Raw genomic sequence first — 17,347 nt, 5'->3', positions numbered from 1 at the left:
GTCCGTACGGCCTAATTGCCGCAGCAATCTGGGCCGGTCATGGTTAATTTTCCGGAAACGGAACCGCTCGAATTTAACGGATTGGTTAAAGGCCTCTTGCCGCTTCCAGCACCTCGTCGGCGTGGCCGTCGACGCGGACATTGCGCCAGACCCTGGCTACCTTGCTGTCGGCACCAAGCAGTATCGTGGTGCGAAGAACTCCGAGGAAGCTCTTGCCATACATGGATTTTTCGCCCCACGCGCCGTACGCCTCCAGCATCTCGTGTTTCTCATCCGAGATGAGGGGCATGCCGAGGCTGTGCTTGTCGCGGAACTTCTCCTGGGCCCTTAACGGATCGGCGGAGATGCCGAGCAGGGCCGTGCCGGCAGCGCTGAAAGCGTCCGCCAGCCGCGTGAAATCGATCGCCTCCCGGGTGCAGCCGGGCGTGTCGGCGCGGGGGTAGAAGAACAGGACGAGCTTCCGACCGGCATAGTCGGCGAGCGAGACCACATCGCCGCCGTCGCGGGGCAGCCGGAAGGCGGGCGCCTTCTGGCCTTCGGTCAGGGCCGGCTTCGCCTTCGCGGGCGCGGAGGCCGATTTGGAGGAATTTAACTGTTTCGATGCGGCCTTATGTGATCCTGCTTTTGCTACGGTCCTGGTTGATTTGCTCGCCTGCGTCCGCTGTGTTTTTGCGGACTTTGTTTGAGTCGTTGCCCGCTTGGTCGGGGTCTTCTTTTTAGCCGTTGCGATGCCGGAGGGCGTTTTGGACGATTTCTTTCGGGATTTCTTGGACATACGCCTTCCTTTCGTCGCTTTCGGCGGGTCAACCAAAGCGGTATTGCAGCTCTCGTCCGGTGTGCCGGAATCGCCCTCGTCTGGGCAAGTCTGGCGACGCCGGGGTATGGTTACAAGGAATTCCACGCACCACCCCACTGCTCGTTGAACGCGCGCCCGGGGCGAAATGACGAACAGCAGGAACATTCGAGGTATGGCGGCAATGCCGGCGCGGGGAGCTTCGCTTCCCGCGGACGGCTGCGGTCCCGGCGGTGCTCAATCCTACGATGGGCGCCTGTATCGAGAGGCAATGGCAAGGAATACGTCGCCCCAGGATTACAATCGGGATTTCGATCGGCGCGGCGGTCAACAGCAGCCGCAGGAATGGGACGACGCCGACTGGGATCCGGATCAGGAAGCAGCGGCGGGCTATCGGGCGCGCCGGCTGTTGTCGCGTTCCAATTCAGGCTTCCATCGTTTCGGTGACGGGTTTGCGTCAATGCGCCGCTGGCTGGCGGCTGATCGCTGGCTGAAGCGGCTGGCCATCGTGGTCGGAGCCCTTGCCGTCATTTTCATCGGCTGTTTCGGCGCGCTGTGGTGGCGGCTTGGTGCAGGTCCCATCAATCTCGATATCGCGACACCCTGGCTCGCTGCTGCCATCGAGGACAATATCGGCCACGGCAACACTGTGGAGGTCGGCGGCACCCAGATCGAGCGGGCCGGGCGGATCCGCATCGCCGTGCGCATCCGCGACATCGTCGTCCGCGACCACGACCACGCCATCGTCGCCACCGCGCCGAAGGCCGAGGTGAAGCTGTCGGGGGCAGGTCTCCTGATGGGGCACCTGCGCGCCGAGAGCCTCAATCTCGTGGACGCGGAGCTCGCGATCCGCATCGCGCCCGACGGCACCGTCACCGTGTCCGCCGGCGACACCGCCAAGCCGCTGGCAACCGGCGTCGCATCCAAGAAGGAAGCGGGCCTGCCGCCGACATTCCCGCGCAACGGTGTCCCGCCGCCGCCATTCGCCACCGGACCTGCAAGCCCGGACGCATCGCAGGCCGCTCCCCAGGCCGCTGCCCCGAGCGGCATTCTTCAGGGCCTCGACTGGCTCGACAGTCTGAGTATGACCGGCCTCGACGGCCAGAACCTCAACGAGATCGGTCTGAAGAACGGCAATCTGATCGTCGACGATCAGCAGCGCGGCAGCAAATGGAGCTTTGAGAACATCACGCTCAGCCTGCGCCGGCCGAGCCATGGCGGCGTCGCGCTCAGCCTAGGCGAGGAGGGCGCGCGCCCGTGGTCGCTGCGCGCCACGATCGGCCCTGCCGAGAATGGTGTGCGTTCGGTCGACATCCGCGCCGATAAGCTTTCCACCGCCAACATCCTGCTGGCGCTCCGGGTGAAGGACTTCACCTACACCGCCGACCTGCCGCTGACCGGCGAGCTCAAGGGCGAGCTCGGCCGCGACGGCGTGCCGACCTTCTTCCGCGGCAAGATCGCGGTCGGCGCGGGCAATATCATCGACACCGACACGCCAGATTATCCGATGGCGATCGACTCGGCCGAGATCAACGTCGAGTGGGATTCGAACCGGCGGGTATTGGTCGCTCCGTTCAAGATTCTCTCGGGCGCGAACCGCCTGACGCTTCTGGCCCATCTCGAGCCGCCCAACGGCACCATCAACGACTGGCAGCTTGGCTTCAGCGGCGGCTCGATCCTGCTGGGCGGCATCGACAACGAGCCCCCGCTGGTCTTCAACCGCATCGCGATCGGCTTCCGCTTCGATACCGACCACAAGCGCATGCTGCTGACGCAAGCCGATATCAGCAATGGCGAGATCGGCGTCGCCGGCACCGGTGCCATCGACTATTCGGGCGAGCCGCGGTTGACGCTGGGCTTTGCGGGAACGCCGATGTCGGCCTCCGCGCTCAAGCGGATGTGGCCGACGCTCGTCGTTCCCGAGTTGCGCGAATGGGTGATCGAGCGGATCGAGCGCGGCACGCTCCAGCGCATCGAGATCGGCGTCAATTCGCCGACGAAGAACCTCCCGCGCAAGGGCCCGCCCATTCCCGACGATGGCCTGTCGGTCAACATCGTCGCGAGTGGCGTCGCGGTCCGCCCCGTGGATGGCATGCCGGTGGTGCACGATGCCGATTTGAAGGCGCGTGTGACCGGGCGCACCGCGACCGTGAATATCGGGCAGGGCATTGCCGATACGCCGGCGGGCCGCAAGGTCACGATCTCCGACTTCGTCTTCGAGGTGCCGGATATGGCGCCCAAGCCGTCGCCATCGCGGACCAGGTTCCGCGCCGACGGCCCCGTGGCGGCAGCCGCCGAAATCCTTTCCAATGATCGGCTCAGCGATCTGTCGGCGACGTTCGTCGATCCCAACACCAGCAAGGGAACGTTCTCGGCGAACATCCAGCTCGGCTTGCCGGTCAAGGGCGCGCTGACCAAGGGCGACACCAGCTACGCCGTCAGCGCCGACCTCAGCGGCTTTGCCGCCGACAAGCTGGTGATGAATCAGAAGCTGGAGGCCAACAACCTCAAGATATCAGCCAACAACCAGGGCTATCAGGTCAAGGGCGACGTCAAGATCAACGGGCAGACGGCTTCGCTGGACTACCGCAAGCCGACCGAGGGCGACGCTGACGTCAAATTGCAGGCCACGCTCGACGATGCGAGCCGCGCGCGTCTCGGATTCGACCTCAGCCCTGCCGTGAGCGGATCGCTGCCGATCAAGCTGTCGGGCAAGATCGCCGGAGGTCCCGACCAGACAACGAAGCTCGGTGTCGAGGCGGACCTGACCTCGGTCAAGCTCGACAATATCCTGCCCGGCTGGGTCAAGCTGCCGGGCAAATCGGCCAAGGCCAGCTTCAAGGTGGTGCCGACGGCGCAATCAACGCGCCTGGAGGACATCGTCGTCGAAGGCGGCGGCGCCTCGATCAAGGGCTCGCTTGAAGTCGATCCGAACGGCGACCTCATGAACGCGAACTTCCCGACCTACGCCCCGTCCGACGGCGACAAGGCCTCGTTGAAGGTGGAGCGTGGCCAGGACGGGGTGGTGCGGGGCACGATGCGCGGGGATGTGTTCGACGGCCGCGGTTTCCTGAAGTCGGCGATCTCGGGCAATTCCAAGGACGACGCCAAGAACAAGATGAAGAACGTCGATTTCGACATCGACGTGAAGCTCGGTGCCGTCGCGGGCTTCAACGGCGAGGCGATGCGCAGCGTCGACGGCAAGATGTCGCGGCGCAACGGCACCGTCAAAGCCTTCACGCTGAACGGCAAGATCGGCCGCGACACGCCGGTGGCAGCCGATTTGCGCGGCGGCCGCGCCCAGGGCAATCGCGAGGTGATCTACCTCCAGACCAACGATGCCGGCGCGTTGCTGCGCTTCACCGACACCTACACCAAGGCGAGCGGCGGCCAGATGGTGGTGGCGATGGAGCCGCCGACGTCGGAGCCGAACACCACGCGCGAGGGCCTCATCAACGTCCGCGACTTCACGGTGAAGGGCGAGGCGCAGCTCGAACGCGTTGCCGCCGGCGCGCCCAACGGCACCGGGAACGGCGTCTCCTTCAGCGCGCTGCGCGCCGAGTTCACGCGCCAGAACGGCGCGCTGACGATCCGCGATGGCGTCGTCAAGGGCCCGATGATCGGCGCCACCATCGAGGGCTCGATCGACTATCCCGGCAACCAGGTCTGCATGAGCGGCACCTTCGTGCCGATGTACGGCTTGAACAACATGTTCGGACAGATTCCGGTGCTCGGGTTGTTCCTGGGCGGTGGCGACAAGGAAGGCCTGATCGGCGTGACCTACGAGGTCGTCGGTACGCCGGCCGCGCCGGTGATGCGCGTCAATCCGGTTTCGGCCATGGTGCCGGGTGTGTTCCGCAAGATCTTCGAATTCAACACCGGCAAGCAGAACACGCCGTTCGAGGAATTCCCGTCGCAGTCGAACGACGGCTCGACCGGATCGGCGCGCCAGCTCTCGAGCGGCTGCACCCTCGCGCGGCGATAACCCACTAAAATTCGCAGGTGCTCGTCCCGGCTGCGCGGCCGAAGCCGCTTCGGCGCGGCGAAGGCCTGGGTATCCACGTCCTTCCTGCCGCGCGGCAAAACGTGAATGGCCGGGACAAGTGTTTAGCCCGGCCATGACGCATGTGGAGGGATTGGCGTCGGGAAGCTTACGCCGCGCGCACGCCCGCCAGGAAGGTGCCGACTTCGCCTGAGAGCTGCTCGGCCTGCTTGGAGAGATTGCTGGCCGCAGCGAGCACCATGCCGGCGGCGTTGCCGGTCTCGTTCGCTGCGGTGCTGACACCGCCGATATTCGTGGTGACTTCCTTGGTCGCTTCAGCGGTCTGCGAGACGCTGCGGGCGATCTCGGCGGTGGCGGCGCCTTGCTCCTCGATGGCCGCGCCGATCGAGGTGGCGATCCGGCTGACTTCCTCGATGGTGGCGGTGATGCCGCCGATGGCATCCACCGCCTCCTTGGTCGCACCCTGGATCTGGGTAATCTTGTCGCCGATCTCGCGGGTGGCTTCCGCGGTCTGGCTCGCCAGCGACTTCACCTCGGAGGCGACGACGGCAAAGCCGCGGCCGGCTTCACCGGCGCGCGCGGCCTCGATGGTGGCATTCAGCGCGAGCAGATTGGTCTGCGCCGCGATGCTGGAGATCAGCTCGGCGACGTGCTCGATCTGCTGGGCGCCGTCAGAGAGGGCACGGACGATGGTGTCGGTGCGGCGTGCGCTGTCCACGGCGCGGCCGGTCACTTCGGCGGATTGCGCGACCTGGCGGCTGATCTCGGTGATGGAGGAGGAGAGCTCTTCGGCGGCAGCCGCGACCGTCTGGACGCGCTGGCTGGCTTCGGTGGCGGCCGAGCCGACCACGGCGGCGCGGTGGTTGGTGCCCTCGGCCGTGGACGACATCGACTTGGCGGTGGTCTCGAGCTCGCCGGAGCCCGAGGCCATCAGGCCGACGAGCTGGCCGACCGAGGCATCGAAGCGGTCGGCGAGCGCGATCAGCGCGTCACGCTTCTCCTGCTCGCTGCGTGTCTTGGCGGCGATCTGTTCGGACTCCAGCGTGCGCGCCGTCAAAGCGGTCTGCCTGAGCACTTCGAGGGTTTCGGCCATGCGGCCGATCTCGTCACCGCGGCTGGTCTCCTCGACCGGCTTGTCGATGGCACCGTCGGCGATCTCCTGCATGCGGGTCTTCTGGCGATCAAGCGCGCCGAGCACGTCGCGGGCGATCAACCAGGACAGCGTCGCCATCAGCAGCATCAGGCCAACGCCGATTGCGGCGAGCTCCAGCGTCAGCGCGCGCACGTCGGCGTCGATGTCGTCGACATAGAGACCGTAGGCAATTGCGACGTTCCAGGGGGCGAACTGGCGGGCGAACACCAGTTTGCGAACCGGAACCGTCTCGCCCGGACGCGGGAACAGATAGGACAGGATACTGCCTTCCGGTGTCTGCTTGCCTGCGGCCACCGTGGCATCGCCGATCACGATGCCATTGGCATCCTTGATGCCGTTGTTCTTGCCCTCGAGCTGAGGCGCGCCGCCATTCATCATCACTGTTGAATCGGCGGTATAGACGACGGGATAGCCTTGGCCGCCGTTGAACTTCATTCGCCGGCCGCGCAGCTTGAACTGGTCTTGCGCATCGGCGAGCGTCATCTTGCCGGCGGTGACGTCGTCCTGGAGCGATTGCGCGAAGCCGTGCAGCAGATCGACCGCCGTCTGCATCTGGCGCCCGCGATCTTCGAGCATGCGGGTCTTGCTGAGATAGGCTGACGCGACGATGAGGGCGGTCACGGTGAGCGCCGCAAGACAGACCATGCTGGCAAGCTTGGTGCGGATTTTCAGGTGACTGAGCAGCGTCATGACGGCCTCGGGAACGGTTGTAAGATGCTTGTTCTCGCGCAGCCGTATCAGGAAGTTCTTATGATTCCTGAACGCACCGCATGGTGCATTCAGGCGTGGCGCAATTCGCGCAGCCGTGGACACGCATATGCAGACGAGACGCCGAGGTCTGCGGCGACGTGTCCAAAAAAACGGATCGTGATCGTGTTCGTGCGATCGCGTGTCGGTTCGATCGATGCATCGATTCGCCGATGCTTCGTCGCGTTCAGAACCAGCGTAGCGTTGCGCGGCTTAAGCCGCGCGCACGCCCGCGAGGAACGTCCCGACTTCGCCTGAGAGCTGCTCGGCCTGCTTGGAGAGGTTGGAGGCGGCCGCGAGCACCATGCCGGCGGCGTTGCCGGTCTCGTTCGCTGCGGTGCTGACACCGCCGATATTCGTGGTGACTTCCTTGGTCGCTTCAGCGGTCTGCGAGACGCTGCGGGCGATCTCGGCGGTGGCGGCGCCTTGCTCCTCGATGGCCGCGCCGATCGAGGTGGCGATCCGGCTGACTTCCTCGATGGTGGCGGTGATGCCGCCGATGGCATCCACCGCCTCCTTGGTCGCACCCTGGATCTGGGTAATCTTGTCGCCGATCTCGCGGGTGGCTTCCGCGGTCTGGCTCGCCAGCGACTTCACCTCGGAGGCGACGACGGCAAAGCCGCGGCCGGCTTCACCGGCGCGCGCGGCCTCGATGGTGGCATTCAGCGCGAGCAGATTGGTCTGCGCCGCGATGCTGGAGATCAGCTCGGCGACGTGCTCGATCTGCTGGGCGCCGTCAGAGAGGGCACGGACGATGGTGTCGGTGCGGCGTGCGCTGTCCACGGCGCGGCCGGTCACTTCGGCGGATTGCGCGACCTGGCGGCTGATCTCGGTGATGGAGGAGGAGAGCTCTTCGGCGGCAGCCGCGACCGTCTGGACGCGCTGGCTGGCTTCGGTGGCGGCCGAGCCGACCACGGCGGCGCGGTGGTTGGTGCCCTCGGCCGTGGACGACATCGACTTGGCGGTGGTCTCGAGCTCGCCGGAGCCCGAGGCCATCAGGCCGACGAGCTGGCCGACCGAGGCATCGAAGCGGTCGGCGAGCGCGATCAGCGCGTCACGCTTCTCCTGCTCGCTGCGTGTCTTGGCGGCGATCTGTTCGGACTCCAGCGTGCGCGCCGTCAAAGCGGTCTGCCTGAGCACTTCGAGGGTTTCGGCCATGCGGCCGATCTCGTCACCGCGGCTGGTCTCCTCGACCGGCTTGTCGATGGCACCGTCGGCGATCTCCTGCATGCGGGTCTTCTGGCGATCAAGCGCGCCGAGCACGTCGCGGGCGATCAGCCACGACAACGTCGCCATCAGCAGCATCAGGCCGAAGCCGACCGCGGCAAGCTCGAGCGTCAGCGCGCGCACATCGGCGTCGATGTCGTCGACATAGAGGCCATAGCTGATCGTCGCGTTCCAGGGAGCGAACTTGCGCGCGAACACGGTCTTGCGCACCGCTTCGGTCTGGCCGGGGCGGGGATAAAGATAGGAGGCTACGCCGCCGCCATTCTGTTCGCCGGCCTTGAGGATCGCGTCGGCAATCAGGACGCCGTTGGCGTCGATCGCGCCGGTGATCTTGCCTTCGAGCTGCTGGTTGGCGCCGTTGACGAGGAGGGACGTGTCGGCGTTGTAGACGACCGGATAGCCCTGGTTGCCGTTGAAGGTCATGCGCCGTCCGCGCATGTGGAACTGGGCCTTGGCCTCGGCCTGCGTCAGCTTGCCGGCGGTGACGTCGTCCTGGACCGACTGGGCGAGATTGTAGAGCATGTCGACCGCGGTCTTCATCTGCTGGACCCGGTCCTCCATCATGCGGCTCTTGCTGAGGAAGGCCGATACCGCGATGATGGCCGTGACTGTGAGAGCCGCAAGACAGACCATGCTGGTAAGCTTGGTGCGGATCTTCAGATGGCTCAGCAGCTTCATCGCAGCCTCTACGAAATGGTTGTTATTGCTCGCATCGGTAGCATGAAGTTCTTACCAATCATGAACATAGGCATGCGGCCGCCGGCCGCGCGCGTGACCGTTCGCAGCCTGATGCGCAACCGTGCAGGCAAAGCGACATGCGTCGGCGCACGTCAGCGCGTATGCTGGAAAAGATCGATGCTGGACTTTGGTGGTCATCGAGCCTGGCGGGAGCGGCAATGAACCGATTCGTTCACCGCCTCATCATGTCCGCGCTGCTCGTCGCGGCCCTCGTCCTGATCTGGAACGTGCTGGGCTCGCGGTAGATGACACCGGCAAAGCTGCCGGTGCCATCCATGACTTGCGCGTCAATTGCGCGCGTCAGCGTCGCGCAAATGCGCCGCCGGTTGAGGCGCGTTCGTTGCCCAGCGCCGCATCGACGCTGATCGGGCCACCGCCGGCCGCCGAGAGATAGAGGCAGGCGAAGCAGAACAGGATGGCAAGCGTGCCGTTGTTGAGCAGCGGCAGGAGCACCGGCGTCTCGCCCTTGAGCATATGTCCCATGAAGTAGGCGAAGGCCATTTCACCGGAGAGGATGAAAGCGGCGAGGCGGGTGAACAGGCCGAGGATCAACAGCGCGCCAAGCACCAGTTCAAGCGTCCCGGCCGCGCCGTAAAGCGACATCAGTTCGACTTTCGCGAACATCGGCAAAGGCGGAAACTTGAAAAGCTTGGCTACGCCGAATTGAAACAGCAGCAGGCCGGTGATGAAGCGGAACAGGCTCAGGAGAACCGGTTCAAAGCGAGTGAGATAGGAAAAGTTCATTGGTTTGTGCCCTCCATCCAATGGGCGACTTGGACCGTATTCAGTTCGGCCTCGCAAGCCACCCGGGGTCAATTCCGTGCTGACATTTTTGTCATGTGGACAAAATATCGCAGTTCGTCCCTTAACTCCGGTTGCGCTCGACTGTTTCGCACGCGGAGCCGCGTGTGTCGCCCGTAATTTCCCGGTGACGCGGAGGGGTGCAGGTTACGTCGGGGAGACCTACTCCCGCAAGGCAGGGACAATCAGAAATGGAATCATTCCGAGGATCACGCTCGCAAGTGCGAAGACGAGCAGGAGATTGTAGCCGTGCGTGAAGTCGTGGATGAGGCCGCCGCTCCATGAGCCGAACGCCGAACCCAATCCGCTGCCGATCGAGATGGTGCCGAAGATCGTGCCGACGCGCTTGCCGCGAAAAATCTTCATGGCGGTCGCTGTGATCAGCGGGCCGCGCGAGCCCATCATGCTGCCGAAACAGACGACGAAGCCGGTGAGCAGGATGATGTTCGGATAATACTGCAAGAGCCAGAGCAGGACGATGCCGATGATCGAGATCGCGTAGCTGAGCAGTACCGAGGGCCGGCGCCCGATCAGCCCGTCGAGCGCGGATACGCCGAGCATGCCGAACACCAGCACCACGCCCGAAAAACCCCAGGCGGTCGCGGCCTGGAGCGGCGGAAAGCCGGCGTCGATGAGATAGGCCACGATCTGCGCGGCGATCGAATACATGCCGACCGCGGTGAAGAAGAAGGTCGAGAACAGCGCCCAGAAGGCGTGGTGGCGCATCGCGCTCGCAAGCGTCCAGCCGTTGTCGATGAAATCAGGATCGGTCTTCTTGCTGACACGCGGCGAGCCGAGCGCGAACATGCGCCAGGGCAGAAGCAGCAGCGGCACGAGCAAACCGAGCGCGGCGAAGCCGTATACCTGATAGGCTTCACGCCAGCCGAGATGATCGATCAAAAGCTGCGAGGTCGGGAGCAGCGCCAGCACGCCGCCGCCCATCGCCGAATAGACCACCGCCATCGCGGTCGGCAGCCGTGGCCCAAACCAGCGGCCGAGCAGGATCGAGTTCGGCACAATGCCGATGAAGGCGACGCCAATGCCGACGCAGAGGCCGATCGAGAGCTGAAATTGCCAGAGCGCCTGCGCGTGCGCAGCGATCAGGAAGGCCGAGCCGAGCAGGAAAAGTCCGAGTGCGTAGACGATGCGCGGTCCGGAATGGTCGAACAGGCGCCCGACCAGTGGCGCGGTCAGCCCGCTGATCAGCCAGGTCAGTGAGTAGATCGAGACGACCTGCGCACGGTCCCAGCCAAAGTTTTCGGAGATCGGCTTGAGGAAGACAGTGAAGCTCTCGCTGAGGCCGCGGCCGAGGACGGCGAGCGTGAAGCACAGTCCGAGCACGATGAGTGCGGTGCGCACCGCATCTCGCTGCGTGCGTACGGCTTGTTCCCTCGAAGTTTCCCTGGGCGTGTTTTGATCCATTGCCGGTCAGGGAGCGCGCTTCGGCGTGCCCTGACAAGCATCAAAAGCTCATACGCCTATGCAGGCCGGATCAGGACGTGCTTCTTCTTGCCGAAGGACAGCTTGATCACGCCCTCGGGTGTCAGATTGGCCGCAGACAGCGCCATCTTCTCGTCGCTGACGGACTCGTCGTTGACGCGCAGGCCGCCGCCCTTGATCTGGCGCCGTGCCTCGCCATTGGAGGCAACCAGGCCTGCCTTGACGAAGGCGTTGAGCACGCCGAGGCCGGCGTCCAGCTCGCCGCGCGGAATTTCCACCGTCGGCAGGCTTTCGGCCAGTGCGCCTTCCTCGAAGGTGCGGCGCGCGGTTTCAGCCGCTTGGTTTGCCGCGTCGCGGCCGTGCAAGAGCGCGGTCGCCTCGGTCGCAAGCACCTTCTTGGCCTCGTTGATCTCGGAGCCGCCGAGCGCCTCGAGCTTCCTGATCTCGCTCATCGGCAGCGTCGTGAACAGTTTCAGGAATTTGCCGACGTCGGCGTCCTCGGTGTTGCGCCAGTATTGCCAGAAGTCATAGGGCGAGAACTGGTCGGCGTTCAGCCACACCGCGCCTTGCGCGGTCTTGCCCATCTTGGCGCCGGACGCCGTGGTCAGCAGCGGCGTCGTCAGCGCGAACAGCTGGTGGGTGCCCATGCGGCGGCCGAGATCGACGCCCATGATGATGTTGCCCCACTGGTCCGAGCCGCCCATCTGCAATTTGCAACCGGTGCGCTTGGCGAGCTCGACGAAGTCGTAGGCCTGGCAGACCATGTAGTTGAACTCGATGAAGCTCATCTCCTGCTCGCGCTCGAGGCGCAGCCGCACAGAGTCCATGGTCAACATGCGGTTGACCGAGAAATGCCGGCCGACGTCGCGCAGCATCTCGATCCAGTTGAGTTTTGTGAGCCACTCCGCATTGTCGAGCATGATGGCGTCGCTCTTGCCGTCGCCGTAGCGCAGCACCTTTGCGAACACGCCGCGGATCGATTCCTTGTTGGCCTCGATCTCGGCGACCGTGCGCATCGCGCGGGTCTCGTCCTTGCCAGAGGGATCGCCGACCATGGTGGTGCCGCCGCCCATCAGCGTGATCGGCTTGTTGCCGGACTGCTGGAGCCAGTGCAGCATCATCATGGTCAGGTAGTTGCCGATGTGCAGCGAGCGGGCGGTGCAATCGTAGCCGACATAGGTGGTCGCTTCGCCCTTGGCGGCAAGCGCGTCCAGCCCCTCGAAATCGGAGCACTGATGGATGAAACCACGTTCCTGCAGGGTGTTGAGGAAATCCGATTTAAATGCAGTCATCTGTCGGCGAGCCTGACAATTCTTGGTTTACTGTTTCGGGTGCAATTTAAGGGTCTCCCGTGGGAACTTGATTGCCACCCGCCACTTTGCCTGTGGCATTATAAGATGTGTCCCTCTGGCACAAGATCGGCATGCCGGAGGGGGTCTCTTGAGGACGCTGATCCATGATGTTGACGGCACTCGGTTTGATGAGCGGCACCTCGCTGGACGGGGTGGACGTCGCGCTGATCGAAACCGACGGAAAGCAAGTGAAGGCGTTCGGGCCGTCCGGCTACCGGGCCTACAGCCCGGCGGAGCGCAATCTGCTGCGCCAGGCGCTGAGCGAGGCCGTGCACCTGCCGCGACGCGACGCCCGCCCGGGCGTTCTGGCCGAGGCCGAGCGCGCGGTGACGCTGGCCCATGCCGAGGCTGTGGCCGCCTTCATCGCCCAGAACCGGATGAAGCCGGAGGACATCGACATCGTCGGCTTCCACGGCCAGACGGTGCTGCATCGCCCCGAGAAGCGGCTGACGGTCCAGATCGGCGATGCGCCGGCGCTGGCCAGGGCGATTCATATCCCCGTGATGCACGACTTCCGCGCCGCCGACGTCGAGGCCGGCGGGCAGGGCGCGCCGTTCGTGCCGGTCTACCACCGGGCGCTCGTCCATTCGCTGGAGCGCGAAGGGCCGATCGTCGTCGTCAATATCGGCGGCGTCTCCAACATCACCTATATCGACGGCAACGACACGCTGATCGCCTGCGACACCGGACCGGGCAACGCGCTGCTCGACGATTTCATGTACCGCACCATGAACCAGGCCTTCGATGCGGAAGGAAAGTTCGCGGCGCTCGGCAAGGCGGACGAAGCCTGGATCGCGCGGGGACTGGAACTGCCGTTCTTCGCAGCTCCGCCGCCGAAATCGCTCGACCGCAACGACTTTGCCGCGCTGAAGCTCGGCGACGTCCCGCCGGCCGATGGCGCCGCGACCCTGACCGCCTTCACCGCGGCGGCGATCGCCCGGATCATCTCGCTCCTGCCGCGCCGTCCGCGGAGCTGGATCGTTTGTGGCGGGGGCGCCCGCAACCTCACCATGCTGCGGATGCTGCGGGAGCGGGTGGGCTCGGCCACCGTCGAAGCCGCCGAGACGCTCGGCTGGGCCTCCGACGCCATCGAGGCGCAGGCCTTCGGCTTCCTGGCCGCCCGCGGCCTCAAGGGCCTGCCGCTGTCCTACCCGGCCACGACGGGGGTGCCGATGCCGATGACGGGCGGCGTGATGGCGCGGCCCTGAGGTCCGGGAAGATCCAAGGACGGTTGATGCAAATGCATCGATCTTGACGAGTGAATGCAATTGCATCTATATTGGATGCAGTTGCATCAAACCGCCGGGATCATTGCCATGACCGCTTCACTGAAACTCATCAGCCACAAGCTTTGCCCGTATGTGCAGCGCGCCGTGATCGCGCTCAACGAGAAGGGCGTGCCGTTCGAGCGGATCGACATCGATCTCGCCAACAAGCCCGACTGGTTTCTGAAACTCTCGCCGCTCGGCAAGGTGCCGGTCCTGGTGGTGACGACGGAGAAGGGCGAGGTCGCGCTGTTCGAGAGCAACGTGATCTGCGAATATATCGAGGAGACGCAGGCAGGCCTCAAACTGCATCCGGCGGATCCGTTGAAGCGCGCCGAGCATCGCGCCTGGATGGAGTTCGGCTCGGCGATCCTCGGTGACCTCTGGGGTCTGGAGACCACGACCGATCCGGCGACGTTCGAAAGCAAGCGCCAGGCGGTTGCGGCGAAATTCGCGCGCGTGGAGGCAGCGCTCGGCGCAGGGCCTTACTTCGCAGGCGATGCGTTCAGCCTCGTGGATGCGGTCTTCGCCCCGATCTTCCGCTATTTCGACCTGTTCGACGAACTGACCGAGCACGGTATCTTCCGCGAAGTGCCGAAGGTCCGCGCGTGGCGCGCCGAGCTTGCGAGACGCCCGAGCGTGCGCACCGCGGTCGGCACGGATTATCCGCAATTGCTGCGTGCCTTCCTGGTGCGCCACGACGCGCATCTGCTGAAGCTTGCGGCCTGAGCGCACGCCAATGTCGCAATCCATGGCCTGGCTGATGCTGGTGATCGCCGGTGCGCTCGATGTCGGTTGGGCGATCTCGATGAAATATGCGGAGGGCTACACGCGGGCAGGCTGGAGCATCACCTCGCTGGTGCTGCTCGCCGCCTTCGTCTTCCTGCTCGGACGCGCTTTGCAGGTGCTGGAGGTCGGCGTCGCCTATTCGGTGTGGACCGGCATCGGCGCGGCCGGCACCTTCCTGCTGGGCGTCGTGCTGTTCGGCGAGACCTTGAGCGCGATGAAGCTTGCCGGCATCGCGCTCGTGCTGATGGGGATCGCCGCGCTCAAGCTGGCCTAGATCTCCGCGGCCATCTTCGCGAGCGTTGCGACGGTATTCATGTTGCGCGCGGTGCCGGTCTTGGCGGCGGGGATGACGAGCTTCGACGTCCCCATGCCGTCGCCATAGTGCACGTAAATCTCGCGGCGGCCGAGGCGGAGCTCTTCGCTGTTCCGGCCGCGGATGTTGGCAAGCGCGTCTTCAGGTGGCGCCCTGTCGAGGAAGATCGCGACGGTGCGATTGGGCGTAGCCTTTGGAAAAGGATTGTCGGCCGAGACTTGCGCCATCTCGGCGGCGCTACGCACGAGCACCCCGACCGGCGCGCCGGCGTAGGCGTGCAGGCGCTTTTCGAGGGCGGTCTTGATTGCAGCTTCCGACTTGCGGCTCGTGAAGACGACGTTGCCGCTCGCAATATAGGTGCGCACGGCGGCGAAGCCGAGCTCTTCGCACATGGCCTTGAGCTCGCTCATCGGCAGCTTGCCGGTGCCGCCGACATTGACGGCACGCAGCAAGGCGACGAAGGAGCCCATTTGAGGCCTTAGCGCACGTTGGCGAGGCGCATGTCGAGATAGGCCGTGATGGTTTCCATCAGCGGCTCGAGCTTGGCGTCGAAGAAGTGGTTGGCGCCGGGGATGACCTGTTGGTCGATCACGATGCCCTTCTGCGTCTTCAGCTTCTCGACCAGCGTGTTGACGTCCTTGGGCGGCACCACCGCATCCTTCTCGCCATGCACGATCAGCCCCGACGAGGGGCAGGGCGCCAGGAACGAGAAGTCGTAGAGGTTGGCGGGCGGCGCGATCGAGATGAAACCCTCAACCTCGGGACGGCGCATCAACAGCTGCATGCCGATCCAGGCACCGAACGAGAAGCCCGCGACCCAGCATGCGCGTGCTTCGGGATTGATGGTCTGCGCCCAGTCGAGGGCTGCGGCAGCATCCGACAGTTCGCCGGTGCCGTGGTCGAACGAGCCCTGGCTGCGGCCGACGCCGCGGAAGTTGAAGCGCAGCACCGAGAAGCCGCGATGCGCGAAGGCGTAGTAGCACTGGTACACGATCTGATGGTTCATCGTGCCGTGAAACTGCGGATGCGGATGCAGGATCATCGCGATCGGCGCGTTCTTCTGCTTGGCCGGGTGATAGCGGCCTTCGAGACGGCCAGCAGGGCCGGTGAAAATGACTTCAGGCATGATGATCTCTTGATTGATCCCTTGAAGACGCTCTTCAGCAATCAACCGATTGTGCGGACTTCATCGACTGCTGTGCCGATCAAACCGCGAATGGAAGAGTGGAGCGGCGCCCTCGGATGGTGCGCGAGCGGCGCGCGGTGAACTGACGCGGGCGTTCTAACATGAGGCGAGGGTCAAAAAGCAAGCATCTTGAACATCCCGCAATGGGCTCAAGATGTTAGCGCGTCATGGCGGCGTCATTGAACGGTGGGGATTCGGAATCGAGTTGCCAAGCGCTCCACGGGGGCCCATGTCGGGCTCCAGGACGGGCACACCAGCTTGATCCATGGAGTAACATAATACCTCATGCAGAGTCGTGTCTATCTCGACTGGAATGCGACCTCGCCGCTCCGCGCCGAAGTGCGGACCGCGATGCTTGCAGCCTGGGAGCTGATCGGCAATCCGTCCTCGGTTCATGCCGAGGGTCGCGAGGCTCGCCGGCTGGTCGAGGAAGCCCGCGCCACGCTCGCGGCAGCCGTCGGTGCATTGCCGAGGAACGTCGTCTTCACCTCAGCCGGAACCGAGGCCAATGCGTTGGCGCTGTCGCCCGGTCTGCGGGGGGCGTCCGGCGGCCCCGTCGAGCGCCTGTTGGTCTCGGCCGTCGAGCATGCCTCGGTGCTGTCGGGCGGCCGATTCCCACCGGAGAAGGTCAGCCAGATCCCGGTCACACGCGCCGGCGTGATCGACCTCGACCGTCTGCAGGCTTTGCTCGGTGACTGCCCACCGGCGCTGGTCTCCATCATGGCTGCGAACAACGAGACCGGCGCAATTCAGCCGATCGCAGAGGCTGCTGGTATCGTCCACGAGGCGGGGGGGCTCCTGCACGTCGATGCGATCCAGGCGCTGGGGAAAATCCCGTTCGATATCAAGACTGTGGACGCAGACCTTGCGACCTTTTCCGCGCACAAGATCGGCGGCCCCAAGGGCGTCGGCGCGCTGGTCCTGGCGGAGGGGATCGCCGGACTGGAACCCGTGCTGCGGGGCGGCGGGCAGGAGCTGAGCCGGCGCGCGGGAACCGAGAATGTCGCCGGCATCGCCGGCTTCGGGGCGGCGGTGAGAGCGGCCCTTCAGGCTCTGCCGGAGGATGCGGAGCGGATGGCAACCCTCAGAGATTCCTTGGAAAATGGTATCCGCGGGATTGCCGGGGCGATGGTCTTCGCGGATGACATCAAGCGGTTGCCAAATACCACCCTTTTCACTGCCCCCGGCCTGAAGGCCGAAACCGCCGTGATCGGCTTCGATCTCGAAGGCGTGGCTGTGTCCTCGGGCTCGGCCTGTTCATCAGGCAAGGTGCAGCCGTCTCACGTGCTGTCGGCGATGGGGTATGATGCCACCCTTGCCCAGGGAGCGGTGCGTCTCAGTCTGGGCTGGTCCACGGAACCAGATGACATCAACAGGACGTTAGAGGCTTGGCGAAAGCTTGGTAATACCCTACTTAGAGCCTAAGCGACGAAACACGGCTTGAACGGTTCTAAGCGCGTGCTTTCTGCCGAAAAACATCGTAATACTCGTCCAAGTTTGTGATCCACCGCGGTCCTTGAAACCGCGAGCGGAGGATAGA

At 64.7% G+C, this 17,347-nt stretch carries 14 protein-coding genes; 6 read left to right on the top strand and 8 right to left on the bottom strand.

The annotated features are described in order from the left end of the window. Positions 1-85: 85 nt before the first annotated feature. On the bottom strand, positions 86-775 hold the full coding sequence (locus AB7G19_RS23780) for a peroxiredoxin (RefSeq protein WP_166096410.1): 690 nt from the start codon (positions 773-775) through the stop codon (positions 86-88). 202 nt (positions 776-977) lie between these two features. On the opposite strand from AB7G19_RS23780, the gene AB7G19_RS23775 reads away from it, so the two are divergent. Further along, positions 978-4,778: a DUF3971 domain-containing protein gene (locus tag AB7G19_RS23775; protein WP_166105781.1), complete on the top strand. Its 3,801-nt coding sequence runs from the start codon at positions 978-980 to the stop codon at positions 4,776-4,778. A gap of 166 nt (positions 4,779-4,944) precedes the next feature. On the opposite strand, the gene AB7G19_RS23770 is transcribed toward AB7G19_RS23775, so the two are convergent. After that, positions 4,945-6,639, bottom strand: a complete 1,695-nt coding sequence (locus AB7G19_RS23770; protein WP_441268136.1) for a methyl-accepting chemotaxis protein — start codon at positions 6,637-6,639, stop codon at positions 4,945-4,947. Between the two features lie 270 nt (positions 6,640-6,909). Continuing rightward, complete coding sequence (locus tag AB7G19_RS23765) at positions 6,910-8,601, bottom strand: methyl-accepting chemotaxis protein (protein WP_441268135.1); 1,692 nt, start codon at positions 8,599-8,601, stop codon at positions 6,910-6,912. Here AB7G19_RS23765 and AB7G19_RS23760 point away from each other — a divergent pair. Continuing rightward, positions 8,584-8,823 carry a hypothetical protein gene (locus AB7G19_RS23760; RefSeq protein WP_208086614.1) on the top strand — a complete coding sequence of 80 codons (240 nt, stop codon included), beginning with the start codon at positions 8,584-8,586 and terminating at the stop codon, positions 8,821-8,823. The genes AB7G19_RS23765 and AB7G19_RS23760 overlap by 18 nt on opposite strands. Before the next feature lie 138 nt (positions 8,824-8,961). Here the strand turns inward: AB7G19_RS23760 and AB7G19_RS23755 are convergent, their stop codons facing one another. The 3 genes from AB7G19_RS23755 to tyrS form a co-directional block, all read right to left on the bottom strand. Further along, positions 8,962-9,405, bottom strand: a complete 444-nt coding sequence (locus AB7G19_RS23755) for a DoxX family protein (RefSeq protein WP_071914328.1) — start codon at positions 9,403-9,405, stop codon at positions 8,962-8,964. A gap of 219 nt (positions 9,406-9,624) precedes the next feature. Then, entirely contained in the window at positions 9,625-10,884 is a 1,260-nt protein-coding gene (locus AB7G19_RS23750) for an MFS transporter (protein ID WP_208086615.1), read from the bottom strand. Between the two features lie 56 nt (positions 10,885-10,940). Further along, entirely contained in the window at positions 10,941-12,194 is a 1,254-nt protein-coding gene (gene tyrS, locus AB7G19_RS23745) for a tyrosine--tRNA ligase (RefSeq protein WP_135213502.1), read from the bottom strand. A gap of 164 nt (positions 12,195-12,358) precedes the next feature. Between tyrS and AB7G19_RS23740 the strand changes: the two genes are divergently transcribed. From AB7G19_RS23740 to AB7G19_RS23730, 3 genes are all read left to right on the top strand, one after another. After that, the gene (locus tag AB7G19_RS23740; RefSeq protein ID WP_063983525.1) at positions 12,359-13,462 is read left to right on the top strand and encodes an anhydro-N-acetylmuramic acid kinase; all 1,104 of its coding nucleotides are present in this window, start codon (positions 12,359-12,361) and stop codon (positions 13,460-13,462) included. 108 nt (positions 13,463-13,570) lie between these two features. Then, positions 13,571-14,248, top strand: a complete 678-nt coding sequence (locus AB7G19_RS23735; RefSeq protein ID WP_354123651.1) for a glutathione S-transferase family protein — start codon at positions 13,571-13,573, stop codon at positions 14,246-14,248. Positions 14,249-14,258: 10 nt separating this feature from the next. Beyond that, a complete protein-coding gene (locus AB7G19_RS23730; protein ID WP_354123652.1) occupies positions 14,259-14,582 on the top strand; it encodes a DMT family transporter in 324 nt (107 codons plus the stop codon). On the opposite strand, the gene AB7G19_RS23725 is transcribed toward AB7G19_RS23730, so the two are convergent. Together AB7G19_RS23725 and AB7G19_RS23720 are read right to left on the bottom strand one after the other, a co-directional pair. Beyond that, the gene (locus AB7G19_RS23725; RefSeq protein ID WP_135213506.1) at positions 14,579-15,091 is read right to left on the bottom strand and encodes a DUF1697 domain-containing protein; all 513 of its coding nucleotides are present in this window, start codon (positions 15,089-15,091) and stop codon (positions 14,579-14,581) included. The two genes, AB7G19_RS23730 and AB7G19_RS23725, sit on opposite strands and share 4 nt — an antisense overlap. 8 nt (positions 15,092-15,099) lie before the next feature. After that, positions 15,100-15,747: an alpha/beta hydrolase gene (locus AB7G19_RS23720; protein ID WP_014495555.1), complete on the bottom strand. Its 648-nt coding sequence runs from the start codon at positions 15,745-15,747 to the stop codon at positions 15,100-15,102. A gap of 345 nt (positions 15,748-16,092) precedes the next feature. Here AB7G19_RS23720 and AB7G19_RS23715 point away from each other — a divergent pair, with 345 nt between their 5' ends. Further along, on the top strand, positions 16,093-17,232 hold the full coding sequence (locus AB7G19_RS23715) for a cysteine desulfurase family protein (protein WP_441268134.1): 1,140 nt from the start codon (positions 16,093-16,095) through the stop codon (positions 17,230-17,232). Positions 17,233-17,347 lie beyond the last annotated feature (115 nt).

Origin of the sequence: Bradyrhizobium sp. 215_C5_N1_1 (assembly GCF_052075935.1) — a bacterium.
GTDB classification, from domain to species: domain Bacteria; phylum Pseudomonadota; class Alphaproteobacteria; order Rhizobiales; family Xanthobacteraceae; genus Bradyrhizobium; species Bradyrhizobium barranii.
Note: the sequence above shows the minus strand (reverse complement) of the source record. Positions and strands in the feature narration are given on the sequence as shown.